This window comes from Achromobacter aegrifaciens, assembly GCF_902859735.1.
Classification (GTDB): Bacteria; Pseudomonadota; Gammaproteobacteria; order Burkholderiales; family Burkholderiaceae_B; genus Achromobacter; species Achromobacter aegrifaciens.
The window spans coordinates 505,592-530,947 of record NZ_CADIJY010000004.1 but is presented as its reverse complement, the minus strand read 5'-3'; the positions used below and the strand labels follow the sequence as shown (position 1 = coordinate 530,947).

The 25,356-nt window shown below is 67.6% G+C and carries 25 protein-coding genes; 14 read left to right on the top strand and 11 right to left on the bottom strand.

Translation table 11 applies throughout. The features are described from left to right. Nucleotides 1-54: 54 nt before the first annotated feature. Both HV766_RS15485 and HV766_RS15480 read left to right on the top strand, forming a co-directional pair. Complete coding sequence (locus HV766_RS15485; RefSeq protein ID WP_119449292.1) at nucleotides 55-1,032, top strand: Bug family tripartite tricarboxylate transporter substrate binding protein; 978 nt, start codon at nucleotides 55-57, stop codon at nucleotides 1,030-1,032. A gap of 10 nt (nucleotides 1,033-1,042) precedes the next feature. Further along, entirely contained in the window at nucleotides 1,043-1,819 is a 777-nt protein-coding gene (locus HV766_RS15480; RefSeq protein WP_175181446.1) for an alpha/beta fold hydrolase, read from the top strand. On the opposite strand, the gene hpaI is transcribed toward HV766_RS15480, so the two are convergent. From hpaI to HV766_RS15460, 4 genes are read right to left on the bottom strand one after another with little or no spacing between them, the layout of a single operon-like run. Further along, nucleotides 1,813-2,613, bottom strand: coding sequence for a 4-hydroxy-2-oxoheptanedioate aldolase (hpaI, locus tag HV766_RS15475; RefSeq protein WP_054452428.1), 801 nt, complete (start codon nucleotides 2,611-2,613; stop codon nucleotides 1,813-1,815). The genes HV766_RS15480 and hpaI overlap by 7 nt on opposite strands. Nucleotides 2,614-2,627: 14 nt before the next feature. Continuing rightward, nucleotides 2,628-3,431, bottom strand: a complete 804-nt coding sequence (gene hpaH, locus HV766_RS15470) for a 2-oxo-hept-4-ene-1,7-dioate hydratase (RefSeq protein ID WP_054452426.1) — start codon at nucleotides 3,429-3,431, stop codon at nucleotides 2,628-2,630. 33 nt (nucleotides 3,432-3,464) lie between these two features. Beyond that, a complete protein-coding gene (locus tag HV766_RS15465) occupies nucleotides 3,465-4,214 on the bottom strand; it encodes a fumarylacetoacetate hydrolase family protein (protein WP_054452424.1) in 750 nt (249 codons plus the stop codon). A gap of 15 nt (nucleotides 4,215-4,229) precedes the next feature. Beyond that, entirely contained in the window at nucleotides 4,230-5,270 is a 1,041-nt protein-coding gene (locus tag HV766_RS15460) for a fumarylacetoacetate hydrolase family protein (RefSeq protein ID WP_175181445.1), read from the bottom strand. Between the two features lie 201 nt (nucleotides 5,271-5,471). On the opposite strand from HV766_RS15460, the gene hpaE reads away from it, so the two are divergent. Both hpaE and hpaD read left to right on the top strand, forming a co-directional pair. Continuing rightward, nucleotides 5,472-6,938 carry a 5-carboxymethyl-2-hydroxymuconate semialdehyde dehydrogenase gene (hpaE, locus tag HV766_RS15455; RefSeq protein ID WP_175163550.1) on the top strand — a complete coding sequence of 489 codons (1,467 nt, stop codon included), beginning with the start codon at nucleotides 5,472-5,474 and terminating at the stop codon, nucleotides 6,936-6,938. A 37-nt stretch (nucleotides 6,939-6,975) separates the two neighbouring features. Beyond that, nucleotides 6,976-7,827: a 3,4-dihydroxyphenylacetate 2,3-dioxygenase gene (hpaD, locus tag HV766_RS15450; protein ID WP_175181444.1), complete on the top strand. Its 852-nt coding sequence runs from the start codon at nucleotides 6,976-6,978 to the stop codon at nucleotides 7,825-7,827. On the opposite strand, the gene hpaR is transcribed toward hpaD, so the two are convergent. After that, complete coding sequence (hpaR, locus tag HV766_RS15445) at nucleotides 7,828-8,292, bottom strand: homoprotocatechuate degradation operon regulator HpaR (protein WP_175181443.1); 465 nt, start codon at nucleotides 8,290-8,292, stop codon at nucleotides 7,828-7,830. 98 nt (nucleotides 8,293-8,390) lie between these two features. Continuing rightward, nucleotides 8,391-9,026: a hypothetical protein gene (locus tag HV766_RS15440; protein WP_175181442.1), complete on the bottom strand. Its 636-nt coding sequence runs from the start codon at nucleotides 9,024-9,026 to the stop codon at nucleotides 8,391-8,393. Between the two features lie 413 nt (nucleotides 9,027-9,439). Between HV766_RS15440 and radA the strand changes: the two genes are divergently transcribed. From radA to HV766_RS15425, 3 genes are all read left to right on the top strand, one after another. Further along, complete coding sequence (gene radA, locus HV766_RS15435) at nucleotides 9,440-10,798, top strand: DNA repair protein RadA (RefSeq protein WP_175181441.1); 1,359 nt, start codon at nucleotides 9,440-9,442, stop codon at nucleotides 10,796-10,798. A gap of 83 nt (nucleotides 10,799-10,881) precedes the next feature. Continuing rightward, nucleotides 10,882-11,661 carry a sulfite exporter TauE/SafE family protein gene (locus tag HV766_RS15430; protein ID WP_054453641.1) on the top strand — a complete coding sequence of 260 codons (780 nt, stop codon included), beginning with the start codon at nucleotides 10,882-10,884 and terminating at the stop codon, nucleotides 11,659-11,661. A gap of 162 nt (nucleotides 11,662-11,823) precedes the next feature. Next, a complete protein-coding gene (locus tag HV766_RS15425) occupies nucleotides 11,824-12,063 on the top strand; it encodes a hypothetical protein (protein WP_054452411.1) in 240 nt (79 codons plus the stop codon). A 143-nt stretch (nucleotides 12,064-12,206) separates the two neighbouring features. Here the strand turns inward: HV766_RS15425 and HV766_RS15420 are convergent, their stop codons facing one another. From HV766_RS15420 to HV766_RS15410, 3 genes are all read right to left on the bottom strand, one after another. Beyond that, on the bottom strand, nucleotides 12,207-13,163 hold the full coding sequence (locus HV766_RS15420; protein ID WP_054452409.1) for a 2-hydroxyacid dehydrogenase: 957 nt from the start codon (nucleotides 13,161-13,163) through the stop codon (nucleotides 12,207-12,209). A 103-nt stretch (nucleotides 13,164-13,266) separates the two neighbouring features. Beyond that, a complete protein-coding gene (locus HV766_RS15415; RefSeq protein ID WP_054452407.1) occupies nucleotides 13,267-14,253 on the bottom strand; it encodes a Bug family tripartite tricarboxylate transporter substrate binding protein in 987 nt (328 codons plus the stop codon). Nucleotides 14,254-14,327: 74 nt separating this feature from the next. Beyond that, nucleotides 14,328-15,341 carry a Bug family tripartite tricarboxylate transporter substrate binding protein gene (locus HV766_RS15410; RefSeq protein ID WP_054453632.1) on the bottom strand — a complete coding sequence of 338 codons (1,014 nt, stop codon included), beginning with the start codon at nucleotides 15,339-15,341 and terminating at the stop codon, nucleotides 14,328-14,330. Between the two features lie 224 nt (nucleotides 15,342-15,565). Here HV766_RS15410 and HV766_RS15405 point away from each other — a divergent pair, with 224 nt between their 5' ends. The 6 genes from HV766_RS15405 (at nucleotide 15,566) to garL (ending at nucleotide 22,183) form a co-directional block, all read left to right on the top strand. Further along, a complete protein-coding gene (locus HV766_RS15405; protein WP_175181440.1) occupies nucleotides 15,566-16,495 on the top strand; it encodes a dihydrodipicolinate synthase family protein in 930 nt (309 codons plus the stop codon). Between the two features lie 80 nt (nucleotides 16,496-16,575). Beyond that, nucleotides 16,576-17,349 carry a FadR/GntR family transcriptional regulator gene (locus tag HV766_RS15400; protein WP_118932816.1) on the top strand — a complete coding sequence of 258 codons (774 nt, stop codon included), beginning with the start codon at nucleotides 16,576-16,578 and terminating at the stop codon, nucleotides 17,347-17,349. 49 nt (nucleotides 17,350-17,398) lie between these two features. Continuing rightward, entirely contained in the window at nucleotides 17,399-18,505 is a 1,107-nt protein-coding gene (locus HV766_RS15395; RefSeq protein WP_054452404.1) for an Ldh family oxidoreductase, read from the top strand. Between the two features lie 47 nt (nucleotides 18,506-18,552). Further along, nucleotides 18,553-20,298 (top strand): L-arabinonate dehydratase, encoded by a 1,746-nt coding sequence (araD, locus tag HV766_RS15390; protein ID WP_054452402.1) that lies wholly within the window; start codon nucleotides 18,553-18,555, stop codon nucleotides 20,296-20,298. Between the two features lie 47 nt (nucleotides 20,299-20,345). Continuing rightward, nucleotides 20,346-21,341 (top strand): Bug family tripartite tricarboxylate transporter substrate binding protein, encoded by a 996-nt coding sequence (locus HV766_RS15385; RefSeq protein ID WP_175181439.1) that lies wholly within the window; start codon nucleotides 20,346-20,348, stop codon nucleotides 21,339-21,341. Between the two features lie 74 nt (nucleotides 21,342-21,415). After that, a complete protein-coding gene (garL, locus tag HV766_RS15380) occupies nucleotides 21,416-22,183 on the top strand; it encodes a 2-dehydro-3-deoxyglucarate aldolase (RefSeq protein WP_054452400.1) in 768 nt (255 codons plus the stop codon). Nucleotides 22,184-22,189: 6 nt separating this feature from the next. On the opposite strand, the gene lysA is transcribed toward garL, so the two are convergent. Then, nucleotides 22,190-23,425 (bottom strand): diaminopimelate decarboxylase, encoded by a 1,236-nt coding sequence (gene lysA, locus HV766_RS15375; protein ID WP_054452398.1) that lies wholly within the window; start codon nucleotides 23,423-23,425, stop codon nucleotides 22,190-22,192. A 115-nt stretch (nucleotides 23,426-23,540) separates the two neighbouring features. Between lysA and HV766_RS15370 the strand changes: the two genes are divergently transcribed. Continuing rightward, the gene (locus tag HV766_RS15370) at nucleotides 23,541-24,494 is read left to right on the top strand and encodes a LysR family transcriptional regulator (protein WP_054452397.1); all 954 of its coding nucleotides are present in this window, start codon (nucleotides 23,541-23,543) and stop codon (nucleotides 24,492-24,494) included. On the opposite strand, the gene HV766_RS15365 is transcribed toward HV766_RS15370, so the two are convergent. After that, nucleotides 24,452-25,351 carry a catalase gene (locus HV766_RS15365; RefSeq protein ID WP_054452394.1) on the bottom strand — a complete coding sequence of 300 codons (900 nt, stop codon included), beginning with the start codon at nucleotides 25,349-25,351 and terminating at the stop codon, nucleotides 24,452-24,454. The two genes, HV766_RS15370 and HV766_RS15365, sit on opposite strands and share 43 nt — an antisense overlap. Between the last annotated feature and the right edge of the window lie 5 nt (nucleotides 25,352-25,356).

The window sequence follows — 25,356 nt, the reverse complement described above, 5'->3', positions numbered from 1 at the left end:
GCCGGCCGCCGGGCCGGCGCGCGCGGGCACGGCCCGCCGGCCAGGGAGAACACCATGACGTACCGGACTTGCGCCGTATCCGTTTTGCTTGCCTGGGGCCTGGCGGCATCGCCGCTGGCCGCCCGGGCGCAGTATCCCGATCATCCCATCCGCGTCGTCCTGCCGTACGCGCCGGGCGCGGCGGGCGACGTGGCCATGCGCCAGATCCAGCCCCTGCTGGAAAAGCGTCTGGGCCAGCCTCTCGTCGTCGATTACAAGACGGGCGCCGGCGGCAACATCGGCGCGCTGGAGGTGGCGCGCGCCAAGCCCGACGGCTACACGCTGGTGCTGGGCGCGACCAACAACTTCGTCATCAACCAGTTCCTGTACCGCAAGCTGGGCTTCGATCCGCTGGCCGACCTGGAGCCGGTGGGCAAGCTGGCGGACGTGCCGGCCTTCGTCTACGTCAGCGCGCAAGTGCCGGCGCAGGACTACGCGCAGTTCGCGCAGTATGCGCGCGCGCAGGCCGGCAAGCTGAACTACGGATCGCCGGGCATGGGCACTACGCCGCATCTTTCCGGCTACCGCCTGTCGCATGCCATGGGTGCGGGCATGACGCACATCGCCTACCGCGGTTCCTCGCCGGGGGTGCAGGCCTTGCTGGCCAACGAGATCCAGATGTACATCGGCGGCTACAGCATCGCCGCGGCCTACATGCCGCAGGGCAAGGTGCGGGCCTTGGCGGTGGCGGCTCCCGAGCGCTTTGCCGGCCTGCCCGACGTGCCTACCGCGGCCGAGGCTGGCATGCCGGACGTGGTGCAGGGCAACTGGTGGGGCTTTGCCGCGCCCAAGGGCACGCCGCCCGAGCGCGTGGCGCGCTTTGCCGACGTCCTGCACGAGGTGCTGGCCTTGCCGGAGGTGCGCCAGGCGTTCCTGGCGGGCGGCTTCGTACCGGGACAGGACACGCCCGCGTCGTTCGCCTCGGCCTGGCGCCGCGAAGCGCCGCAATGGCAGGCGGTGGTGCGCGAATCCGGCGTGGTGCTGGACAACTGAGGAGCGGGACATGAAGTACACGCGCCGCGGTTCAGGCCGCCCGCTGTTCCTGCTGCATGGTTTCTGTTCATCGTCCGCGATCTGGAGCGGCCTGTTGGGCGCGCTGGCCGATGAGCATGACGTGATCGCCGTGGATTGGCCGGGCTTCGGACGCGGCGCGCAAGCGGCTCCCTTGCAGGGTTTGCCGGCCTACGCGGACGCGCTCGTCGCGCTGGCGGATGAACTGGGCATCGCCAGCTTCGACGTATTGGGGCATTCGTTCAGCGGCTTCGTTGCGCAGCAGCTGCTGTGCGCGGTTCCGGGGCGCGTCGGCCGTGCCGTGCTGTACGGCGCGGGCTTGAGGGTAGATGGCGCCGCGCGCTTTGAGCCCATGGACCAGACCTTGGCGCGCCTGCGCGCGGACGGCCCGCGGGCCACCGCCAGGCGCGTGCTGGGCGCCTGGTTCCGGCAGGGGGAGCAGGCGCCGGCCTACGCGGGCTGCCTGGAAGACGGCATGACCATGAGCGCGGCCGGCGCGGCCTCGATGATCGCGGCGGTTGCGGGCGTGGACTACACGCAGGCGCTGGCGGCGGTGCGCGCGCCGGTGCTGGTCATATCGGGCGAACTTGAACGCAGCCATACGCTGCCCTCGGCGCTGGCCTTGCGCGCCGCCTTGACCCACGGCAGCCTGTGCGTGCTGCCGGACTGCGGGCATGCCGCGCACCTGGAGCGCCCGCTATTGTTCAATACCGCCGTGCGCGAGTTCCTGGCGGGCCGGGACGGTGCGCCCCGGCCTGCGGGTCAGTAGGGACCCTTGGCCGCCACGGGGGCGGCCGCGTTCTTGAATTGGCCCGCCAGCTGTTCGGCCGCGCGCGCCAGCAGGGTTGCGTCCACGCCTACGGCGACGAAGGTCGCGCCCAGCGACAGATAGTGCTTGGCGCGGTCCACGCCGCTATGCAGGATGCCGGCGGCCTTGCCGCTGCGCACGATGCGCAGGATGGCGTCGTCGATCGCCTTGACCACTTCCGGATGCTCCGGCTGGCCCAGGTAGCCCATGCTGGCCGAGAGGTCGGCCGGGCCGATGAAGGCGCCGTCCACGCCGTCCACCGCGAGGATCTCTTCCAGCGCGTCCACGCCGCGCGGCGTTTCGATCTGCACCAGCACGCACATCTCGTCATTGGCGCGGCGCAGGTAGTCGGGGATGCGGTTCCAGCGCGACGAACGGGCCAGCGCGCTGCCCACGCCGCGCACGCCTTGCGGCGGATAGCGCACCGCGGCCACGGCGGCCGCGGCTTCTTCCGCGGATTGCACCATGGGCACCAGCAGCGTCTGCGCGCCGGTGTCCAGGATCTGCTTGATCTGCACCGCGTCGTTCCAGGCCGGCCGCACCACCGGAGCGACCGGATAGGCGGCCATGGATTGCAGCTGTTGCAGCGTGGTCTGCAAGGTGTTGGGCGCGTGCTCGCCGTCGATCAGCAGCCAGTCGAAGCCCGCGCCGGCGATGATTTCGGTGGAGTAGGCGCTGGCCAGGCCCGCCCACAGGCCGATCTGGGGCTTGCCGCTGCGCAGGGCCTGCTTGAAGGTGTTGGTCAATATGTCCATGGATGGTGGCGTGGTCAGATGAAATGGCAGTTGACGGAACCCAGCACGCCGTAATCGACGTTGAAGGTATCGCCAGGGCGGGCCAGCACCGGCCGGGTGAAGGAGCCCGACAGGATGATCTCTCCCGCTTCCAGCGCCACGTCGTGGGCGGCCAGCTTGTTCGCCAGCCATACTACGCCATTGGCGGGATGGTTCAAGACGCCCGCGGCCACGCCGGTTTCCTCGATCACGGCGTTGCGCGACAGGATGGCGCCGATCCAGCGCAGGTCCAGTTCGCCGATCTTCACCGGCCGTCCTCCCATCACCACGCCGGCGTTGGCGGCGTTGTCGGCGATGGTGTCGAACACCTTGCGCGGGCGCTTGCTGTCGGGGTCGATGCTGTGCGAGCGCGCGTCGATGATTTCCAGCGCCGGGATCACGTAGTCGACCGCGTCATAGACCTGGAACAGTGTGACGTCGGGGCCTTGCAGGCGCTTGCCCAGCACGAAGGCGAGTTCGACTTCCAGCCGCGGCAGGATGAAGCGGCCCGCGGGTATGTCCGCGCCGTCATTGAAGAACATGTCGTCCAGCAGCATGCCGAAGTCGGGTTCGTCGATCTGCGAGGCCTGTTGCATGGCGCGCGAGGTCAGGCCGATCTTGTGGCCGCGCTTGATGCGGCCTTCGGCCAGCTTGATGTCCATCCAGGCGCGCTGGATGGCATAGGCGTCGGCAATGGTGATGTCGGGGTACTCGAGCGAAATCTGGCGGATCTGCTGGCGGTTGCGTTCGGCTTCGTGCAGGCGCGCGGCGATGGCGCGCACGGTATCTTTATCTAGCATCGGAGTTCCAGGTGTCATGGAGTTGGAGTGGAATCAATTGGGGAAGGGGACGAGCGTGTTGACCAGCCGTCCCACTCCTTCGATCTCGGTCACGACTTCGTCGCCGGGCTGCACGTTGACGATGCCGTCGGGCGTGCCGGTCAGGATCAGGTCGCCGGGCGAGAGCGTCATGAAGCTGCTGAAGTACTCGATCAGCGCGGGCACGTCGAACACCATGTCGCGGGTATTGCCGCGCTGCGTCTCCACGCCGTTGACGGTGGTGCGCAGGTTGAGGTTCATGGGGTCGGGCACGTCGTCGCGGTCCACCAGCCAGGGGCCTAGCGGTGTGCAGGTGTCGCGGCTTTTCACGCGCAGATTGGGGCGGTACCAGTTTTCCAGGTAGTCGCGCAGCGCATAGTCGTTGGCCACGGTGTAGCCGGCCACGCAGTCATAGGCCTGGGCGCGGCTGACCTTGCTGGCGGTCTTGCCTATCACCACCGCCAGTTCGCATTCGTAGTGCATGAAGGCGACGTCGGCGGGGCGCAAGGTCTGGGCGCGGTGCCCGACGAAGGTGTTGGCGGCCTTGAGGAAGCCCAGCGGCTCGTCCGGGGCCTTGAACGCCAGTTCCTTGGCGTGGTCGGCATAGTTGATGGCCAGCGTGAAGGTGGTGCGCGGCTCGAAGGGCGGCAGCCATTGCACCGCGTCTTCGGCATACACGCGTCCGTCGGCCAGGCGGACCTGGCCGGGGCCGGCTTCGGTGGCGGCATGGATGACGCCGTCCAGGGAAATACGGGCATGTTTCATGGCGGGCTCCTGGGCTTATCGGGCGGCGGCCAGCGCATTGCCCAGCGTGCCAACCCGGGAAATGCTGATCTCGTAGCGCTGTCCGGCGCGCGCGCGGGGCGCGCCGTGAGGCGTGCCGGCCAGCAGGATGTCGCCCGCTTCCAGCGTCATGAACTGGGTCACGTCGGCGATCAGCCGCGCTACGGGACGGATCAGGTCGGCGGTGCTGGCGCGCTGCGCCACCTGGCCGTCGATGCGCACTTCGATGTCCAGGGCGTCCACGTCGCCGACCGCGGCCACGGGGGCGAGATCCTGGCCGATGGGGCAGAAGCCGTCGCGGCATTTCTGCTTGAGCGCGGGGCGGAAGTAGCTGGCGTGCGGCACGGACAGGTCCGCCACCACGCGGTACCCCGCCACATAGTCCAGCGCCTCGGCTTCGCTCACGCGGGTCGCACGGCGGGCGAACACCACGCCCAGGCAGGCGCCCACTTCGACCTCGTCCACGCCGGCGGGCAGGGCGATCACGTCGCCATTGCGGGCATAGGTATTGGCCGGCTTGATGTAGAGCACGGGCGCCTTGGGCGCGGCCTTGTAGGGGGGCGCGTCCACGGCCTCGCCCAGCGCGGCCAGCGCCTGGCGCGTGTTCAGCGCCGCGCCCACCACGGTCCGCGGCCACGGCGCCGCGGCCGCGGCTGCGCGCGCGGCCAGGTGTTCGCGGTAGTTGTTGAGCTTGTAGTTCAGCACCGGGTCGGCTTCCTCGATCTGCATCGAGATGCCGAGCGGGCGCGCCGCCATCTGCGGCGCGAGCGCGGCGGTCAGCGCCTGGAACACCCGCTCGCCCAGGGCGGCTTTCTGTTCGGCATTGCGGCCGTGGCCGATGCGCAGCACCACGTGGACGAAGGCGTTGTCGGGATGGCCGTCGACGATCAGGCAGTCATCCACGCGCAGCGCGCGGGTGCGCGCGCCGGCCAGCGGGAACAGGCTGCCGTCGCCCACGGCGGCGTCCTGCACGGTCCGCATCAGCGCCTGCGTATCCAGGGCCAGATTGCCTGAGTATTCGATCCAGATATGAGGCATGGCCTTGCTCCGCATGATGTAATTATCATGTTAACTAGTTTAATGAAAAACTGCGATGGCAACAATCGGCCATAGGGTTGCCGGGGCCTGTTCCGCCTGGGGGTTTCCCGACGTTGACAGCGCGTTCCGGCAGGCATAACGTTAACTTGTTAATTAAATTTGCGCCGGACGGTCCGGCGCGGACAGGACGAGGAGCCGCGCGTGAGCATCAAGCACTGGATCAACGGCAAGCAGGTCGACAGCCGCGACCGCTTCATCACCAGCAACCCGGCCACGGGCGAACCCATCGCCGAGGTGGCCGCGGGCGGGCAGGCCGAGATCGACGCGGCCGTCGCGGCAGCCGCCGAGGCCTTCCCCAAATGGGCCAACACGCCTGCCAAGGAACGCGCCCGCCTGATGCGCAGGCTGGGCGAACTGATAGACCAGAACGTGCCGCAGCTGGCCGAACTGGAAACCCGCGACACCGGGCTGCCGATCTCGCAGACCCGCAAGCAGCTGATCCCGCGCGCCTCGGAGAATTTCAATTTCTTCGCCGAGGTCTGCACGCGCATGAACGGCCACACCTATCCGGTGGACGACCAGATGCTGAACTACACGCTGTACCAGCCGGTGGGCGTGTGCGCGCTGGTGTCGCCCTGGAACGTGCCGTTCATGACCGCCACCTGGAAGACGGCGCCTTGCCTGGCGCTGGGCAATACGGCGGTGCTGAAGATGTCCGAGCTTTCGCCGCTGACGGCGGACCAGCTCGGGATGCTGGCGCTGGAGGCCGGCATTCCGGCCGGCGTGCTGAACGTGGTGCAGGGCTACGGCGCCACCGCTGGCGATGCGCTGGTGCGGCATCCCGGCGTGCGCGCAATCTCGTTCACCGGCGGCACCGTGACCGGCAAGAAGATCCTGGCCAGCGCCGGCGGCGTCAAGAAGTATTCGATGGAACTGGGCGGCAAGTCGCCCGTGCTGATCTTCGACGACGCGGACGTGGAGCGCGCGCTGGACGCGGCGCTCTTCACCATCTTTTCGCTCAACGGCGAACGCTGCACCGCGGGTTCGCGCATCTTCATCCAGCAATCCATTTACGACGATTTCGTGCGCAGGTTTGCCGAACGCGCGCAGCGCCTGGCCGTGGGCGACCCCACCGATGACAATACCCACGTGGGCGCGATGATCACGCGCCAGCACTGGGAAAAGGTCACGGGCTACATCCGCCTGGCCGAGCAGGAAGGCGCGCGCATACTCGCGGGCGGCGCGGACCGGCCCGCAGGCTTGCCGGCCCACCTGGCGGGCGGCAATTTCGTCAGCCCGACGGTGCTGGCGGATGTCGACAACCGCATGCGTTGCGCGCAGGAAGAGATCTTCGGACCGGTCGCCTGCCTGCTGCCGTTCAAGGACGAGGCCGAGGGCCTGGCGCTGGCCAATGACGTGAAGTACGGTCTCGCGTCCTACATCTGGACCCGCGACATTGGGCGGGCGCACCGACTGGCCCGCGGCATCGAGGCGGGCATGGTATTCATCAACAGCCAGAATGTGCGCGACCTGCGCCAGCCCTTCGGCGGCACCAAGGAATCGGGCACGGGACGCGAAGGCGGCGAATACAGTTACGAGGTCTTTGCCGAGATCAAGAACGTGTGCGTGTCCATGGGCAGCCACCACATCCCCAGATGGGGCGTCTGAATCCGGCCCCGACCACAAGAACGAGGAGACTAGCATCATGGGCAAGCTCGCGCTGGCGGCCAAGGTAACGCATGTGCCGTCCATGTATCTTTCGGAACTGCCTGGCAAGCACCAGGGTTGCAGGAAGGCGGCGATCCAGGGACATCGCATCATCGGCCAGCGTTGCCGCGACCTGGATGTGGACAGCATCGTGGTGCTGGACGTGCACTGGCTGGTCAACGGCGGCTATCACGTGAACTGCAACAGCGGCTTCAAGGGCCGCTACACCAGCAACGAGCTGCCGCATTTCATCAAGGACATGGATTACGCCTACCGCGGCAATCCGCAACTGGGGCGCCGCATCGCTGAATGCGCCAACGCCGCGGGCGTGGGCACGCGTTCGCATGAAATCGACAGCCTGGAACTGGAGTACGGCACACTGGTGCCGATGCGCTACATGAATGGCGACGGGCGCTTCAACGTGGTGTCGGTAGCCGCCTGGTGCGCCTGGCACTCGCTGGACGAAAGCCGCCGCTTCGGCGCGGCGTTGCGCCAGGCCATCGAGGCCAGCGACAGCCGCGTGGCGGTGCTGGCCAGCGGTTCGCTGTCGCATCGCTTCAACGACAACGGCAGCCCCGAGGCCGCCATGCACCAGATCAGCCGCGAGTTCTTCCGGCAGGTGGACTTGCGGGTGGTGGAGTTGTGGCGCCAGGGCGACTGGAAGGCCTTCTGCGCCATGCTGCCCGAATACGCGGACCTGTGCGTGGGCGAGGGCGGCATGCACGATACCGCGATGCTGCTGGGCCTGTTGGGCTGGGACGGCTACGACCAGCCGGTGGAGATCGTGACGGATTACTTCGCCAGTTCCGGCACGGGGCAGATCAACGCGATCTTCCCGGTGCCGGCCTGATCATTCTTCTTCGGAGGCGCGCGCGTCGGCGGGCTCGCGCTTGATCAGCTCGACCATGGCGTCGACGTCGCGATACAGGCGGTCCAGCAATTCCTTGCCGATCCGGGCCTCGATTTCCTGGTACTTCGCGTCCACTTGCGGACGCATGCGGTCGATCAGCTTGTTGCTCTTGGGCGTCAGCGAAATTTCCTGGCGCCGCTGATCGGCGCTGGAGCGCGTGCGCTTGATCAGGCCCTGTTCCTGCATGCCCGCCAGCATGCGCGTGAGGCTGGGGCTGAGAATCTGGCAGGTGCGGGCGATCTGGTTGGGTTCCATGGAGCCCACTTCGCTCAGCGTGCGCAGCACCCGCCATTGTTGTTCGGTGACGCCCGCGGCGTGCAGGATGGGGCGGAAGTGCGCCATCAGCGTTTCACGCGCGTAGAGCAGCAGATGGGGGAGATTGCGGTGGTGGAAGCTCGGACTCATGGCGGCTATGTTAGCAAGAAGCCGGGCCGCGCCGCAGCGAAATCGGACGCGCGCGCCCATCGGTCCGCGCCGGGCGCGGCGCCGATGGGTGGCGGTGATCAGGCGGGGTTCTGCTGGGCCAGTTCCTGCAGGTCGTCGGGCAGGGTCAGGTCGGGGGCGGCCTGCTGCAATTCGCGCAGCGCCTGTACTGCCTCTTCCTGCTGTTCCTCGCGCACCAGCGCCCGGATGTGGGTCACGCGGGCTTCGATGTCTTGATCGCTGAGGGCGGGCGTTTCCGGCGTGGCGGGCTCGGTGGCTGGTTGTTCCGCGGGCGAGGTTTCCTGGGCGGCGGGGGCGGCTTCCTGGGCAGGAGCGGCTTGCGGCGCCGTTTCTTGCGGCGGCGCGGCCACGCGTTCGGTGACGGGCGCGGACTGTTCGGCGGGCGCTTGCGCAGGCGTGGACAGCAGCGCGGGCGCGCGTTCCGAGCTTGTCCCTATTTCGTGGGGGGTGATGACAGGCGTGTTCTGCTCGGGAAAGTCCTGGGCTTCGCGCATCTCGGTCCAGGCGAACAGGCCGAAGACCATGGCCGCGCAAGCGGCAGCGCCCCAGGCGGGGTGCCAGCTATGGCCGGGATGCCAACGGCGGCGCACTGCCGCGTCCAATTCGGGATTGGCACCGGGACCGTGCCTGCGATACAAGGCGCGCAGATCCCGTTCATCGTCTTCGTCGAAAGGGGGGCGGTAGGTAATGCTCATGCGCGTACTCCTCGCACATGCGCCTGGTGGCAAGGCGCATCCGCGTCTGACCTCTGCGCACGCCGCGCCGGTGGTCCGGCGGTCTCGTCGTAGCTCGGGTCCTGTTCCGGTTTAGGCGGCTTCCTGGAAAGCCGCGGGTGATTGCGCCGCGATTCCCGCCGCCGCGCCCCGAGGGCGTCTGGCTGCAGGTATGCCGCCCTGGGCCGGGCGGTTCGTCAATGCGCTGCACCTGATGATTATGCGCGATTTGGAGAAATCCGCCAGAGAATTTCTTGAGTTTGCATCATGTAACTTCAGCACGTCCCTGTTTTTGAAAGCAGAATGACAGATACCGCCCCATCATGGGGCGTGCGAGGACGAAAGCGCGCGTGTGCGCGCGCATGCCGCCCTGGCTTGCCGGTACACTTTCGCGCATGGCCAAATCCCGAACCGTATATGTGTGCTCCGATTGCGGCGGCACCACCCCCAAGTGGCAGGGCAAATGCCCACATTGCAACGCCTGGAACACGCTGGAAGAAGCCGTGGAATCGTCGGCGCCGGCCGCCTCCCACCGTTATGCGCCGCTGGCGGCCGCCAGCCCCGTGCGCAGCCTGTCTGAAATCGAGGCCCGCGAAACGCCGCGCCAGCCTACCGGGCTGGAAGAATTCGACCGTGTGCTGGGCGGCGGCCTGGTGGCCGGCGCCGTGGTGCTGATCGGCGGCGACCCGGGCATAGGCAAGTCCACCTTGCTGCTGCAGGCGCTGGCCTCGCTGTCCGAAGTCACCAACGTGCTTTACGTGACGGGCGAGGAATCCGCCGAGCAGGTGGCGCTGCGCGCGCGCCGGCTGGGCCTGCAGACGGGCAACGTCAACCTGCTGGCCGAGATCCGGCTGGAGTCGATCCAGGCGGCGGTGTCGGAGCAGAAGCCCACTGTAGCGGTGATCGACTCGATCCAGACCCTGTACAGCGGCGAACTGACCGCGGCGCCGGGGTCGGTGTCGCAGGTGCGCGAATGCGCGGCGCAGCTCACGCGCCTGGCCAAGCAGACGGGCATCGCCATCGTCATGATCGGCCACGTCACCAAGGACGGCGCGCTGGCCGGGCCGCGGGTGCTGGAGCACATCGTGGACACCGTGCTGTATTTCGAGGGCGATACGCATTCCTCGTTCCGCCTGGTGCGCGCCTTCAAGAACCGCTTCGGCGCGGTCAATGAACTGGGTGTCTTCGCCATGACGGACCGCGGGCTGCGCGGCGTGGCCAACCCTTCCGCGCTGTTCCTGTCGCAGCATGAACAGCAGGTCGCGGGATCTTGCGTGATGGCCACGCAGGAAGGCACGCGCCCGCTGCTGGTGGAGATCCAGGCGCTGGTGGATAGTTCGCACGCGCCCAACCCGCGCCGGCTCACGGTCGGCCTGGAGGGCAACCGCCTGGCGATGCTGCTGGCGGTGCTGCACCGGCACGCCGGCGTGTCCACCTTTGACCAGGACGTGTTCGTCAACGCGGTGGGCGGCGTGCGCATCACGGAACCTGCGGCCGACCTGCCGGTACTGCTGGCCATCATGTCCTCGCTGCGCGACAAGCCGCTGCCGCGCGGCCTGATTGCTTTCGGCGAGGTCGGCCTGGCGGGCGAGATTCGGCCCGCGCCGCGCGGACAGGAACGCTTGCGCGAAGCGGCCAAGCTGGGCTTTTCGATTGCGCTGATCCCCAAGGCCAACGCGCCGCGCCAGCCCATCGAAGGACTGGAGATCTGGGCGGTGGACCGGCTGGACGCCGCGCTGGACAAGCTGCGCTGACGCCGAGAGCGGCGGCCTGCGGCGGTTTCATATCGACATTCTGATTGCCCGGCCTGCACTGGCCGGGCCTGCTGGAGCAAGAAGTGAGTCTGTTAGTTATCGCAGCGTGCCTGGCTGCGGGCGGCCTGATCGGTTTCATGGGCGGCGTGCTGGGCATCGGGGGCGGCCTGATCGCGATTCCCGCGCTGGTGCTGTTGATGGGCATGTCGCAGCAGTTGGCGCAGGGCACGGCGCTCATCATGGTCCTGCCCACCATCATGATGGCGGTGCGCAAGTACAACCAGCAGACCCGCATCGACAAGCGCGTGGCGTTGGCGGGAGCGGCCGGGGCCGTGGTGTTCACCTGGGTCGGCGCGCAACTGGCGCTGGGCATAGATTCCGGCATCCTGCGCCGCAGCTTCGCCGTGTTCCTGTTCTTCATTGCGCTGTTCTATGTGTGGCAGACCTGGCGCGCCTCGCGTCCCGTTGCGGCGCGCAAGCCGGCGGCCAAGGGCGATGCCCCGGTCTTCACGCCGCGCCGCGCCAGCGTGCTGGGCATTTTGTGCGGCACGCTGGGCGGCTTCTTCGGCGTGGGCGGCGCGGTGCTGGCCGTGCCCATCATCACGTCCGTGTTCAGGTTGCCGCAGACCACGGCGCAGGCGCTGGCGCTGAGCATGGTGATTCCGGGATCTTTCATCGCGTTGATCACCTACTCCTGGGCGGGGCAGGCCGATTGGCTGGTCGGCGCACCGCTGGCGATAGGCAGCCTGCTGTTCGTGCCGGTGGGCGTGAAGCTTGCGTACCGTCTGCCTGAACGCAAGCTGAGAGCCTGCTTCGCATTGATGCTATTCGCCACCGTGGCGCTGCTGGCGTTCGAGAGCTGAACCGTCCGCGCCATATTTCGAAGCGTTAGCGACCGAAATTTTCTGGTTCCGCGCTGAACCTTCTGGATGGGGCCGGTTCAAACGGGAACGGGTAAAGCGGCGATGTTGCCGCCCCGTGTCGAAAAAAGGACTTCGGTCCTTTTACATTCAGGAGTTCATGAAATGACGACTCACTCCCGTATTGCTGCGTTCCTATCCACCTCGGCCTTGTGCCTCGGTCTGGCTGCCGCGCCTTCGGCGTTTGCGGCGGGCGCCGATGCCACGTCCAAGACGGGTGAAACCAAGACCCAGGCGCAGCACAAGCATCACAAGTCCGACAAGACCTCCGCCAAACCGGCGGCGGCCAAATCGGGCGGGGCCGCGAAGACGGATCATTCCGGCGCAGCGGCGCCAGCGAAGTAAGCACTGAGGGCCTGAGCGCCCGGTAGTTCCTTTGCGCAAACGACTTCCGATTCCCGCGGGGGCCGGAAAGTCGAAAGCCTCTCGGTATGGGCGCCGAGAGGCTTTTTCATTTGGCGCGCCGCGGCTGCGGCGCAGGGCGGGCCTTACTCCGCAGGAGTGATCACGCGGCCGGTCTCGAAGAACGCCTGCAGGTTTTCCAGCATCAGGTTCTCCATGGCCACGCGGGTTTCCAGCGTGGCGCTGCCGATGTGCGGCAGCAGCACTGCGCGATCGGTCTTGAGCAACGCTTCGGGTACCTTGGGCTCGTGCTCGAACACGTCGAGCGCGGCGCAGCCCAGCTTGCCGGCTTCCAGCGCGGCGACCAGCGCGGTCTCGTCGATGACGGGGCCGCGCGCGATGTTGACGATGATGCCCGTGGGGCCCAGCGCTTCCAGCACTTCGCGGTTGACCAGATGGCGCGTGCTGGGACCGCCGACGGTGGCCACGATGAGGAAGTCGGCCCACTTGGCCAGGTCGGTGAGCGAGGCTTCGTAGCCGTATTCCACGTCATCGCGCTTGCGGCGGTTGTGGTAGCGCACGTCCATGTCGAAGCCCATGCCGCGGCGGGCGATGGCCTCGCCGATGCGGCCCAGGCCGACGATGCCCAGCTTCTTGCCGCTGACGCGCTGGCCCAGCGGGATGCCGCCATGCACCTGGCCCCACTGGCCCGCGCGCACGAAGCGTTCGCCCTGGCCCATGTGGCGCGCGCCCGCGATCAGGAGGCCCCAGGCCAGATCGGCGACGCAGTCGGTCAGCACGTCGGGGGTATTGCTGACCTGCACGCCGCGCTGCTTGGCGGCCTGGACGTCGATGGTCTCGTAGCCCACGCCCCAGCTGCAGATGGCCTTCAGGTCGGGCAGGGCGTTGATGAGTTCGGCGTTGGCGCCGTAGGTGGCGGACGTGACGACGGCGGTGACGCCCTTGCCATGCTCGGCCAGCGCCGCCTTGCGGTCCGGGTACTTCCATAGTTCGACGACGTCGTAGCGGTCCGCGAGCGTCTTGTTGGCGTAGGGGGAACCGGCCAGCGAGCCGACCTGGATGATGCGATGCTTGGTGGTCATGTTGTCGTACAGGTGGGTGGCAAAACGTTGATGCTACTTGATCCAGCCTTGATGCAGGCTGACAGGATGCCCGCCAGGGGCATCCCGGGTCCCGATCGCGACCTTACTCGAGCTGGATGTTGGCTTTCTGGATGACGTCCTTCCAGCGCTTGACCTCGGCCTGCTGGAATGCCGTGAACTGCTGCGGCGTGTTGGCCACGACCTCGAAGCCCAGGCCTTGCAGGGTCTTCTCGGTCTGGGGATCGCGCAGCGCGGTCTGCAAGGCCTTGGACAGTTGCTGGACGATGGGCGCGGGCGTGCCCTTGGGCACGGCAAAGCCTTGCCAGGAGTACACCACCATGTCCTTGATGCCGGCCTCGGCCAGCGTGGGCACGTCCGGCAGGTCGGCGGCGCGGGCGTCGCCCGTGATGGCCAGCGCCTTGAGCTTGCCGGCCTTGATGTGGGTCTGGACCGCGCCCAGGTTCTGGAATGACACGTTGACCTGCCCGCCGATCAGGTCGGCGATGGCCGCGCCGCCGCCGCGGTAGGGGACGTCCACGCCCGTGCTCTGGGTACGCTGGCGGAACAGCACGGCGGACAGGTGGTCCGACGAACCCGTGCCCGACGAGGCATAGGACACCTTGCCCGGATTCTTCTTCGCGTATTCGACCAGCTCGGCGACGGTGCTGGCCGGAAACGTCGGCGCTGCCACCAGCACGTTGGGATTGCGCACCGCCTGCGTCAGGTATTCGAAGTCCTTGCTGGGGTTGTACGACAGGTTCTTGTAGAGCGCCTCGTTGATGGCGAAGGTGCCGATGGAGCCGACCATCATGGTGTACCCGTCAGGCGTGGAGCGGGCCAGCGCCTGCGCGCCGATGGCGCTGTTGGCGCCGGGCTTGTTTTCGACCACGAAGGTCTGCCCCAGGATTTTCGTCAGCCCCGGCGTGACCGAGCGCGCGGTAATGTCGGAAGAACCGCCCGGCACGAAAGGCACGATCATCGTCACGGGTTTGTCGGGATAGCCGGCGGCCTGCGCCGCGGGCATCCCGGGCAGCACGGCGCCTGCGGCGACGGCGGCTGCGACGGCCGCGGCGCTCATCAGTTTGTTCATGGTGTCTCCTGGTTCGCGTGCTGATGAAGAGCCCGCCGCCCACGCGTTGCGGACGGACCCGGATCGGCTTGGGGTCAGTCGACCTTGGCGCCGGATTTCTTCACGACCTCCGCCCATTTGGCGGATTCCTGCGCCATGAACTGTTTGAACTGGGCCGGCGTGTTGCCGGAGGGCGTGGCGCCTTGCGCCTGCAACTGCGTGCGCACGGATTCCTGCTTGAGGGCCGCGGCCACGTCGCGCTGGATCTTGTCGACCACCGCCTGCGGCGTGCCGGCGGGCGCCAGCAGGCCGAACCAGCTGGACGCGTCATAGCCCTGCACGCCGGCCTCGGCCATGGTGGGGACGTCGGGCAAGGCGGGTGAACGCTGGGCGCTGGTGACGGCCAGCGGGCGCAGCTTGCCGCTCTTGAGAAACCCCATGGAGGACGGCAGGTTGTCGAAGATCAGATCGGCGGAACCGGCCATCACATCGGTCAGCGCGGGGCTGCTTCCCTTGTACGGCACGTGGGTCATGCGCGTACCCGTCATGTTCTGGAAGAGCTCTCCCGACAGATGCGTGGAGGTGCCGTTGCCGGTGGACGCCATGTTGACGCTGCCCGGATTGGCCTTCAGGTACTTGATCAGGTCGGCCACAGTGCGGATGCCGTGCTTGTCGGCAAACGCGGGGTTGAGTTCCAGGATGTTGGGTACGGGGATCACCAGCGTCACCGGCACGAAGTCCTTGACCGGGTCGTAAGGCAGCTTGGCATAGACCGACTGGTTGATCGCATGGGTGCTGACGGTGCCCATCAGCAGCGTGTAGCCGTCCGGCGCGGCCCGGGCGGCTTCGGCCGTGCCGACGTTGCCGCCTGCGCCTGCCTTGTTGTCCACCACCACGGCCTTGTTCCAGGTCTTGCCGAGTTCGGCGGCGACGATGCGGGCCGCGATGTCGGTGGTGCCGCCGGCCGGGAAGGGCACGATGATCTTGACGTCCCGTTCCGGGTAGTCTGCCCGCGCCGGCGCGGCCGGCGACAGGAAGGCGGCCGCCGCCAGGGCGGCGCTGCAAAGAACGGCCAAGGCGGACCGGCCTCGCGCAGGGGCTGCATGCATGGAATTCGTCTCCTCGGTGTGCGCGTGGCCGCGCATCGTTTCTGGGGGTATTCCGCCCCTGGCATGGCCCGAGGCTTTGACGCCGCATGGCGCCCCGCGGCGCCCTGCGTTTTGCTGCCGGACTACTTGTAAAACAAATATATGTATTGAGCTTGTGCTTGTCAACCAAGTATACTTTTTCGAACCCCCACACCCGATAGCAGGATCAGCCAGGAGCCCCGTCCATGAAAACCTCCCCGGTCACCGCGCAGGATTTGCAGCGTTCGGTCATCGCCGTGCCGCCGCTGGCGCGCCACGACGATCTTTCCCTGAACGAGGCGGCCAACAAGACCTTGCTCGGCCATCTGGAAGCGGGCGGCGTGCGCAACGTGATGTATGGCGGCAACGCCAACTTCTACAACGTGGGCGTGGGCGAGTACGCGCGCATCGTCGACATGCTGGCCGGACTGGCGGGCGCGGACACGTGGATCCTGCCTTCCGTGGGGCCCGACTACGGCAAGATGATGGACCAGGCGGCGATCCTGCGTACGCGTGCGTTTCCCACGGCCATGTTGCTGCCCATGTCCTTTCCCTACACGGACGCGGGCCTGGCCGAAGGCGTACGCCGCTTCACGGACGCGCTGGGCAAGCCCGCGGTGATCTACATCAAGTCGTCCGGCTACCTGGCGCCGGAAAGCGCCGCGCGCCTGATCGAAGAGGGCCGCATCGTGGCCTTCAAGTACGCCGTCGTGCGCGATGATCCGTCGCAGGACGCCTACCTGTCATCGCTGCTGCAGGCGGTGGACGCGCGCTGGATCGTCAGTGGCATCGGCGAACGTCCGGCCATCGTGCACTACCGCGATTTCGGCCTGAAGAGCTTCACCTCCGGCTCGGTCTGCGTGGCGCCGCGCGGTTCGATGCGCCTGTTGCATCTGTTGCGCGACGGCCGCTATGACGAAGCCGAGGCTGTACGCCAGCAGTACCTGGGCCTGGAAGACTGCCGCGACAGCATCAGTCCCATCCGCGTGCTGCACGATGCCGTGACGCTGTCGGGCGTGGCGGACATGGGGCCGATGCTGCCCCTGCTGACCGGCATCTCCGCCGCCGAGCGCGAGCGGGTGGCGCCGGTGGCGCGCGCCCTGGCGGCCTGGGACCGGGAGGCGGCTGCTGCGTGAGCGCACTGGCGCCGCGCATTGACGGTACGATGAGCGCTGTCCCGCCATCGCGGACAGCGCCATAGCATCGAGGAGGTTTCGTGGCCCGACCCAAAGCAACACCCGCGCCAGCGCCGCAGGCGCCCGCCGAACACGATGCCGCGGGCGCGCTGGTGCTCGAACGCGGGCACCGGGTGCGGCTGGCGGATCAGCTGTACGGCCAGATCTTCGAGCAGATCGTCTCTGGCGGGTTGAACGTGGGCGACAAGCTGCCTTCCGAGAACGAAATATCCGAACGCTTCGGCGTCTCGCGTCCGGTGGTGCGCGAAGCGCTGCTGCGGCTGCGCGCCGACGGCCTGATCACCGCGCACCAGGGGCTGGGCACCTTTGTCAGCCATGCGCCCGCACCGCGCCTGAAGACCTTCAACGACGTGCAGAACGTCAGCGCCTACCTGCGGGCCCAGGAGGTCCGGGTGGCGCTGGAGGGCGACGCCGCGCGCCTGGCGGCGCTGCGGCGCACCGACGAGCAGCTCAGGAAGATCGCCGATGCGCATGCGGCCTTCGCCGACAGCCTGGCGCGCGGCCAGGTGTCGGCCGAGGCCGACCTGGCCTTCCATGCCAGCATCGCCGAAGCCAGCGGCAACGACTTCTATCTGGGCGTGCTGGAAAGCATCCACGAATCCATCAGCGGCTTCATGCGGCTGACCTTGAACCTGACCCGCACCGGTTCGCGCCAGCGTGCGCAGCGCGTGGTGGACGAGCATGCCGCGATCCTGGACGCCATCCGCGAACAGGACAGCGAGCGCGCCCGCGTGGCCATGCAGTTCCATCTGGGCCAGGCCCGTCACCGGCTGGTGGACCGCGAGCGCGATTGATCCCTTCCGTCCGCCCGCTGCGATCAAACCAAAACTACAGGAGACCAGAGTGCAAGGGAATATCGCGGCGGAAGTGCCGGTGGAGCAGGTCCGCGAGCAGATCCTGCAGGTGCTGATGGCCTGGGGCATGGCGCAGGACCTGGCGCACATCACCGCGGGCCTGATGGCGCGCACCGACCTGCTGGGCATCGACTCGCACGGCATCTCCATGCTGCCGGCATACGAGGACAAGTTGCGCGCCGGCGCCCTGCGGCTGGACGCCAGGCCGCGGATCCTGCGCGACGGCGGCGCCAGCGCGCTGATCGACGGCATGGGCGGCCTGGGCTATCCGGTGGCGGCGCAGGCCATGAACCTGGCGGTGGACAAGGCTTTGGAGCACGGCGTGGGCGCCGTGTCGGTCTGTAATTCGCATCACTTCGGCGCGGCCGGCGTCTATGCGCGCATCGCGGTCGAGCGCGGCGTGGTCGGGCTGGTGACCAGCAGCGCCAACGGCGTCATCATGGTGCCCACGCGCGGCGCCATGCCCATGCTGGGCACCAATCCCATCGCCTTCGGCGCGCCGGCCGCCTACAACGAACCCTTTGTGCTGGACATGGCGACCACCACCGTCGCCGCCAACAAGGTCAAGGTCTACGACTTCCTGGATCAGCCCTTGCCGCCAGGCTGGGCGGTGGACGGGCAGGGCGGCGCGGTTACCGATGCGGCGGCCGCCATGCAATTCATCTTCACGCATCCCGAGGGCGGCCTGACCCCGCTGGGCGGCACCGCCGCCATGAGCAGCCACAAGGGCTACGGCCTGGCGATGATGGCGCAGATCCTGGGCGGCACGCTCAGCGGCAGCGCCTTCGCCGCGCGCCGCGCACCGACGCGCCGGCCGGGCGAACCCGACGATGTGGGCCATTTCTTCCTGGCCTTGAACCCCGACGCCTTCCGCGCGGCGGGCTCGTTCGAGTCCGACATGGACGACATGATCGACGCCATGCACGATACGCCGCCCGCCAACCCGGACGAGCCGGTGCTGGTGGCGGGCGAGCCCGAAGCCGCCGAGCGCGCGCGCCGGCTGCGCGCAGGCATACCCATTTCCGCCGCGCTGGCCGAACGCCTGCGCGCCATCTGCGAGCGCGCCGGCACGCCTTATCTGCTGGACCCGGCGTGATTCCGTTTTCCCTATAAACCCTTGCCCAAGAGCACAGGAACAGAGACATGAGCAATTCAGACAAGCGCAAGAAACCCGAAGAACTGCGCAGCCACCGCTGGTATGGCGTGCGCGACCTGCGCTCGTTCGGCCACCGTTCGCGCACCGCGCAGATGGGCTATCACCGCTCGGACTACGCCGGCAAGCCGGTGATCGCCATCATCAACACCTGGAGCGACATCAACCCCTGCCACAGCCACTTCAAGCAGCGCGTGGAAGAGGTCAAGCGCGGCATCTGGCAGGCGGGCGGCTTCCCGGTGGAAATGCCCGCCATGAGCCTGTCGGAACCCTTCCAGAAGCCGACCACCATGCTCTACCGCAACCTGCTGGCGATGGAGACCGAAGAGCTTCTGCGCTCCTATCCCGCGGACGGCTGTGTGCTGATGGGCGGCTGCGACAAGACCACGCCCGCGCTGCTGATGGGCGCGGTGTCCATGGACTTGCCCACCATCTTCATGCCGGCCGGCCCCATGCTGCGCGGCAACTGGAACGGCAACACGCTGGGCTCGGGCTCGGACACCTGGAAATACTGGGCCGAGCTGCGCGCCGGCAACATTACCGAGGAAGACTGGCAGGGCGTGGAGGACGGCATCGCCCGTTCGCCCGGCCACTGCATGACGATGGGCACCGCGTCCACCATGACGGGCGCGGTCGAGGCGCTGGGCCTGTGCCTGTCGGGCGCTTCGTCGATCCCCGCGCCGGATTCGCGCCACGCGCAGATGGCCAGCCTGACCGGCAAGCGCATCGTGGAGATGGTGTGGGAAGACCTGAAGCCCTCGGACCTGCTGACCGCCGCGTCGTTCGACAATGCCGTGCGCACGGTGCTGGCGCTGTCCGGCTCGACCAATTCCGTGGTGCACCTGATCGCCATGGCGCGGCGCAGCGGCTTCGGGCTGGACCTGGACCGCTTCGACCATCTGGCGCGCACCACGCCGGTGCTGGCCAATCTGCGGCCGGCCGGCAAGTACCTGATGGAAGACTTCTATTACGCCGGCGGCCTGCGCGCCATGCTGGTGCAGCTGGGCGACCTGCTGGACACGACGCAGCGCACCGTGGACGGCCGCACGCTGGGCGAGAACATCGCGGGCGCGCGGATCTTCAATGAAGACGTGATCCGGCCGCGCGCGCAGGCGCTGATCGAGCGCGACGGGCTGGCGGTGCTGCGCGGCAACCTGGCGCCCGACGGCGCGGTGATCAAGCCGCCCGCGATGGAGGCGCATCTGCAGGTGCACACGGGCCGTGCGGTGGTCTTCAAGGACTACAACGACATGGCGGCGCGCATCGACGACCCCGACCTGGACGTGGATGCCGACAGCGTCATCGTGCTGCAGAACGCGGGGCCGCAGGGCGCGCCCGGCATGCCCGAATGGGGCCAGTTGCCGATTCCGCAAAAGCTCCTGAAGCAGGGCGTGCGCGACATGGTGCGCATTTCGGATGCGCGCATGAGCGGCACCAGCTATGGCGCCTGTGTGCTGCACGTGGCGCCCGAGGCCTATGTGGGCGGCCCGTTGGCGCTGGTGCAGGACGGCGACCGCATCACGCTGGACGTGCCGGCGCGGCGCCTGGAACTGCTGGTGTCCGACGAGGAGCTTGCCGCGCGCCGCGCCGCCTGGCAGGCGCCGCCGCCGCGTTTCGAGCGCGGCTATGGCGTGCTGTACCTCAAGCATATCGGCCAGGCCGACACGGGCTGCGATTTTGATTTTCTTCAGACCGAAACGCGCGCTCCGGCCGCGGGCGAGCCTGAAATCCACTGACCCGGACACCGGGCGCACATACTAAAAAAACCATAGAGGAGACAACCATGCAACAGAAGAAACCGGCGGCGCGCGCGCGCCTGGCCATCCTGGCGGCGGCGGGGACACTGGCCATGCTGCCCGGCATGCTGATGGCGCAGGGCGCGGCCTGGCCCGCCAAGCAACTCAAGCTGGTGGTGCCGTTCCCCGCGGGCGGCAGCACCGATTCGGTGGGGCGCCTGCTGGCGGCCGAACTGTCCAAGGAGCTGGGCCAGACCGTGGTGGTGGAGAACAAGGGCGGCGCCAATGGCAATATCGGCTCCGACATGGTGGCCAAGGCCGAGCCCGACGGCTATACCCTGCTGCTGTCCGGCGTGGGGTCCAACGCCATCAGCTACGCGATCTACCAGAACATGCCATACCGCAACAGCGACTTCGCGCATATCTCGCTGCTGGCAACCGGCCCCAATGTGCTGGTGGCCAACAACGACTTCCCGGGCAAGACTTTCGCGGACTTCATCAAGCTGGCGCGGGAGAATCCGGGCAAGTACACGCATGCGAGTTCGGGCAGCGGCTCCTCCGGCCACCTGGCCATGGAGATGCTGAAACAGGACGCCAAGATCGACCTGGTGCACGTGCCCTACAAGGGCGGCGCCGCCGCCATCACCGACACCATCGGAGGCCGTGTCTCGGTATTGTTCCTGAACCAGGACGCGTTGCTGCCGCAGGTCACGTCGGGCAAGCTGCGCGCACTGGCCGTGGCCAGCGCCAAGCGCAATCCCGCCTATCCCGATACGCCGACGGTGGCGGAATCAGGCTATCCGGGTTTTTCGGCCGAGTCCTGGTTTGGCTTGTCGGCGCCAGCGAAGACGCCGCCCGCCGTGATCCAGCGCCTGAACCAGGCGACGGTGAAGGCGCTATCCTCGCCCGAGATCCGGCAGAAGCTGGAGAGCGTGGGGTTCGTGGTGGTGGCCGACGACCCGAAATCGTTCTCGGCGTTCGTGGATAACGAGATCACGAAATGGGGCAAGGCCGCCAAGGCCTCGGGCGCGAAAATGGATTGAATGCGTGGATTGAATGCGCGGCCGGGCTTGCTGGCCCGGCCTGACCTGTTTTTCTTGATGAAGTGAAAAGTGCAATGAACTCACCCCTACCCAACCGTTTCCGCCAACGCATCCTGGCGCGCGAACGGCTCATCGGATTCTGGATGTGCATGTCCAGCCACATCACGGCCGAGCTCGTGGGCCTGGCCGATTTCGACTGGCTGCTGCTGGACGGCGAGCACTCGCCCAACGAGGTGCCGATGTTCCTGCAGCAGCTGCAGGCCTTGCAGGGCAGCGCCAGCGCCGCTGTCGGCCGGCCGTCGTGGAACGATCCGGTGGAGATCAAGCGGCTGCTGGATATCGGCTTCTACAACCTGCTGATTCCGTTCATCGAATCCGAAGAGGACGCGCGCCGGGCCGTGGCCGCCACGCGCTATCCGCCGCAGGGCATGCGCGGCGTGGCGGGCGCCCAGCGCAGCAACCGCTATGGCACGGTGCCGGACTACCTGCACACCATCAACGACAACATCTGCGTGCTGCTGCAGATAGAAAGCCGCCCGGGCATCGCCGCGGTGGACGAGATCGCTTCGGTGGAAGGCGTGGACGGCGTGTTCATCGGGCCGTCCGACCTGGCCGCGGCGCTGGGACATATCGGCAATCCCGGCCATCCCGAAGTCCAGGAGGCCATCCGCCATCTGTACCAGCGGGTGTCCGCCCAAGGCAAGGCCGTGGGCATTCTTGCGCCGGTGCATGCGGATGCGCGGCGCTACCTGGACATGGGCATGCACTTCGTGGCGGTGGGCACCGACCTGGGCGTGTTCAAGCAGGCAACCTTCGCCTTGCGCGAGGCGTTCCCGACCTGATGGCGCTCAGGCGTCTTCCAGCGCCAGCAGTTCGCCTATCGTCTGGCGCCGGCGGATCAGCCGCGCCGCGCCGTTGTCCAGCAGCACTTCGGGCGCCAGCGGGCGGCTGTTGTAGTTCGAGGACATGGACGAGCCGTAGGCGCCCGCGTCGTGGAACACCAGGAAGTCGCCGATGCGCGGCTGCGGCAGCAACTGATCCGACACGACGCCGCCGGCGTCCTGGGTGAACACGTCGCCCGATTCGCACAGCGGGCCGGCCACGGCGATGCGGGTCTCCGCCGCGCCCTGCGGCTTGCCGCCATCGGGCGCATGCACCGAAATGCGGTGATAGCTGCCGTACATGGCCGGGCGCATCAGGTCGTTGAAGCCGGCATCGACCAGCGCGAAGTCGCGCTCCGGGCGGCGGTTGATCGAATGCACTTCCGACACCAGCGCGCCGGCCTCGGCGACCAGGAAGCGGCCCGGCTCGATCTCCAGGCGGATCTCGTGGCCCAGGCGTTCGGCGATGCGGCGGCGCGCCGCGTCCCATTGCTCGAAGTAGTGGTCGCAGTCGATACGGGCATCGCCTTCGCGGTACGGGATGGATAGGCCGCCGCCCGCCGAAATGGCTTCGATGTCATGGTCCAGCGAGGCGACCACGTCGACCATGGCGTCGCACACGCTGGACAGGTGGGCGTAGTCCACGCCCGAGCCGATATGCATGTGGATGCCGACCAGCTTCAGGCCGTGGCGGCGCACGATGGCCATGGCTTCGGCCACATCGCCGATCCAGATGCCGTGCTTGCTCTGCGGGCCGCCGGTATTGGTCTTGTTGCTGTGGCCGTGGCCGAAACCCGGGTTGATGCGCAGCCAGACGCGATGGCCGGGCGAGGCCTGGCCCACGCGGGCCAGCATGTCCAGGGAACCGGCGTTGACGGTGATGCCGTGCTTGAGCACCGCGGCCAGCGTGGCGTGGTCGATCAGGTCCGCGGTGAAGACGATGCCTTCCGGCTCGCCCTGGGGCTGGAAGCCGGCAGCCAGGCTGCGCTCGATCTCGCCCAGCGAGACGGCGTCCACCACGGCGCCTTCGGCGCGCATCAGGCGCAGGATGTGCAGGTTGGAGCAGGCCTTCTGCGCATAGCGGATGGTGTCGAAGCGGCGCAGTTGCGCAATGCGTTCACGGATGACGGCGGCGTCGTACACCCAGAGCGGCGTGCCGTGCTCGGCGGCGAGTTGGGTGAGTTGGCGCGGATCGAAGGCCATGGCGGGCGAAACCTTGTTGGTGGAAGTGAAAACAAGGCGGCATGATGCCCGGCTTCGGTCATCCAGTAAAATGCTTAAAATTCCTTGATCGATTCATTTTTGATATGGGTAGGCGATGCTGACGCACCGGCAAATCGAAGTCTTCCGTGCGGTCATGATCGCCGGCAGCGTGACCAAGGCGGCCGAGCTGCTGGGCTCTTCCCAGCCGACCGTCAGCCGCGAGCTGGCGCGCATGGAGCAGGGCATAGGCTTCACGCTGTTCGACCGGGTGGCAGGGCGGCTGCGGCCCACCATGCCGGGCCTGGCGCTGTTCGACGAGGTCCGCCAGTCCTACGCCGGCCTGGAACGGGTCGCTTCGGCCGCGGCCCGCCTGCGGGCCTACAAGGGCGGGCAACTGTCGGTGATCGCGCTGCCGGTCTTTTCCCATTCGATCCTGCCGGACGCGTTCCGGCGTTTCCATGAGCGCCATCCCGGGGTGAGCCTGGCGCTGGAAACCCAGGAATCGCCCTTCCTGGAGGAATGGCTTAGCGCCCAGCGCTACGACCTGGGCCTGACCGAGCACGACGCGGCGCCGGCCGGCACGCGCGTGGAGCTGCTGCTGGAAGTGGACGAAGTCTGCGTGCTGCCCGACGCCCACGAACTCCTGGGCAGGCAGCGCATCGAGCTGGCCGATTTCGAGGGCCATGCGTTCGTCAGCCTGTCCTCCAGCGATCCCTACCGTATCCAGATCGACGAAGCCTTTGCCGAAGCCGGCGTGCTGCGGCGGTCCATCGTCGAGACGACGACTGCCGTGTCTGTGTGTACCTTCGTGCGCCAGGGCCTGGGCCTGGCCATCGTGAACCCGCTGACTGCGCTGGATTTTGCCGGCCGGGGCCTGCATATCCGCCCCTTGGCGCGCTCGTTTCCGTTCCGGGTCAGCGTGGTGTTTCCGGAGCACCGGCCGGGCAATCCGCTGGTGGATGCATTGATGGCGTCGTTGCGCGAGGCGGCGCAGGCGGCCCGGAGCCGCCTGGCGTCTGGCCTGGATCAGGAAGTGCCGCGCAGTCGTCGCTCTGCCGCCAGCCGGTAGGCCTGCAAGCGCGCCTTCAGCAACGGGTCGCCCGCGAACGCGATGCCGGCAGGCAGGATGGAAGGGTCGAATACCAGGGTGCGCTGTGCGTCCTGATCTGGCGCAAGGCGTTCCAGCATCAGATATCCCAGGAGCAGCGAGCCGCCATGCCCTGGCCAGCCCGTGGACGGGTCGTCCGTCATGCCTCGTTCCGGCTCCGGGGTAAACGCCAGTTCCAGCGCCACCGGGCCCGCCGCCATTGCATGGCGCAAGGCCTCGTCCATACAGTTCCGACCGGTCAGGGCCTTGTGAGCGCCATCGGCATTCCTGCCCCGGATCGTCAGCCTGCCAGTTCGCGTCCCGCCATCCGCGGCGGTCAGGCGGTAGGAATGAAGCATGTGATAGCTGCGGGAGGCGTAGCCCGTGGGCAGGGCGTCTTGCTGCAGTTGGCCGAAGCGTTGCGCCGGCGCATTGGTCGCCAGATGGGCTTGCAACGCCTCGGGGGCGGTGTGCTGCGTGTTCAGGGCCTGTATGAATGCAAGAAACGTCTGCGGGTCTTGCGCGGGAAAACCTTCGATCGAGTGGCCTACGAGCACCAACTGCGAACCCTGTCCGATACGCACGGCCAGGCCGCGCGGTTCGGCTTGCGGACTGTCCTGGCGAATCCGCGGGTCGGGGCCGGAGTCCGAGAATCGGGCGAGGAGCGGCTGCTCAGCGTCGTTGAACATGGGCGAAGCGCAGAATTGCGCTGCCCGGGGCACGCCAAGGAATCTGCCTTCCACAAGCAGTCCGCGCGCGTGATTGACGCGGCAGCCTGGCGGGACGTCCGCGCCCGCATGGAGCGCGTCAATCAGCTTTGCGGCGATGGAATCCGGCATGGGAG

Excerpts from the sequence above, each read along its gene's own strand:
- HV766_RS15485 (WP_119449292.1), top strand. The coding sequence starts at position 55 with ATGACGTACCGGACTTGCGCCGTATCCGTTTTGCTTGCCTGGGGCCTG.
- HV766_RS15480 (WP_175181446.1), top strand. The coding sequence starts at position 1,043 with ATGAAGTACACGCGCCGCGGTTCAGGCCGCCCGCTGTTCCTGCTGCAT.
- hpaI (WP_054452428.1), bottom strand. The coding sequence starts at position 2,613 with ATGGACATATTGACCAACACCTTCAAGCAGGCCCTGCGCAGCGGCAAG.
- hpaH (WP_054452426.1), bottom strand. The coding sequence starts at position 3,431 with ATGCTAGATAAAGATACCGTGCGCGCCATCGCCGCGCGCCTGCACGAA.
- HV766_RS15465 (WP_054452424.1), bottom strand. The coding sequence starts at position 4,214 with ATGAAACATGCCCGTATTTCCCTGGACGGCGTCATCCATGCCGCCACC.
- HV766_RS15460 (WP_175181445.1), bottom strand. The coding sequence starts at position 5,270 with ATGCCTCATATCTGGATCGAATACTCAGGCAATCTGGCCCTGGATACG.
- hpaD (WP_175181444.1), top strand. The coding sequence starts at position 6,976 with ATGGGCAAGCTCGCGCTGGCGGCCAAGGTAACGCATGTGCCGTCCATG.
- hpaR (WP_175181443.1), bottom strand. The coding sequence starts at position 8,292 with ATGAGTCCGAGCTTCCACCACCGCAATCTCCCCCATCTGCTGCTCTAC.
- HV766_RS15440 (WP_175181442.1), bottom strand. The coding sequence starts at position 9,026 with ATGAGCATTACCTACCGCCCCCCTTTCGACGAAGACGATGAACGGGAT.
- radA (WP_175181441.1), top strand. The coding sequence starts at position 9,440 with ATGGCCAAATCCCGAACCGTATATGTGTGCTCCGATTGCGGCGGCACC.
- HV766_RS15425 (WP_054452411.1), top strand. The coding sequence starts at position 11,824 with ATGACGACTCACTCCCGTATTGCTGCGTTCCTATCCACCTCGGCCTTG.
- HV766_RS15420 (WP_054452409.1), bottom strand. The coding sequence starts at position 13,163 with ATGACCACCAAGCATCGCATCATCCAGGTCGGCTCGCTGGCCGGTTCC.
- HV766_RS15415 (WP_054452407.1), bottom strand. The coding sequence starts at position 14,253 with ATGAACAAACTGATGAGCGCCGCGGCCGTCGCAGCCGCCGTCGCCGCA.
- HV766_RS15410 (WP_054453632.1), bottom strand. The coding sequence starts at position 15,341 with ATGCATGCAGCCCCTGCGCGAGGCCGGTCCGCCTTGGCCGTTCTTTGC.
- HV766_RS15405 (WP_175181440.1), top strand. The coding sequence starts at position 15,566 with ATGAAAACCTCCCCGGTCACCGCGCAGGATTTGCAGCGTTCGGTCATC.
- araD (WP_054452402.1), top strand. The coding sequence starts at position 18,553 with ATGAGCAATTCAGACAAGCGCAAGAAACCCGAAGAACTGCGCAGCCAC.
- HV766_RS15385 (WP_175181439.1), top strand. The coding sequence starts at position 20,346 with ATGCAACAGAAGAAACCGGCGGCGCGCGCGCGCCTGGCCATCCTGGCG.
- garL (WP_054452400.1), top strand. The coding sequence starts at position 21,416 with ATGAACTCACCCCTACCCAACCGTTTCCGCCAACGCATCCTGGCGCGC.
- lysA (WP_054452398.1), bottom strand. The coding sequence starts at position 23,425 with ATGGCCTTCGATCCGCGCCAACTCACCCAACTCGCCGCCGAGCACGGC.
- HV766_RS15370 (WP_054452397.1), top strand. The coding sequence starts at position 23,541 with ATGCTGACGCACCGGCAAATCGAAGTCTTCCGTGCGGTCATGATCGCC.
- HV766_RS15365 (WP_054452394.1), bottom strand. The coding sequence starts at position 25,351 with ATGCCGGATTCCATCGCCGCAAAGCTGATTGACGCGCTCCATGCGGGC.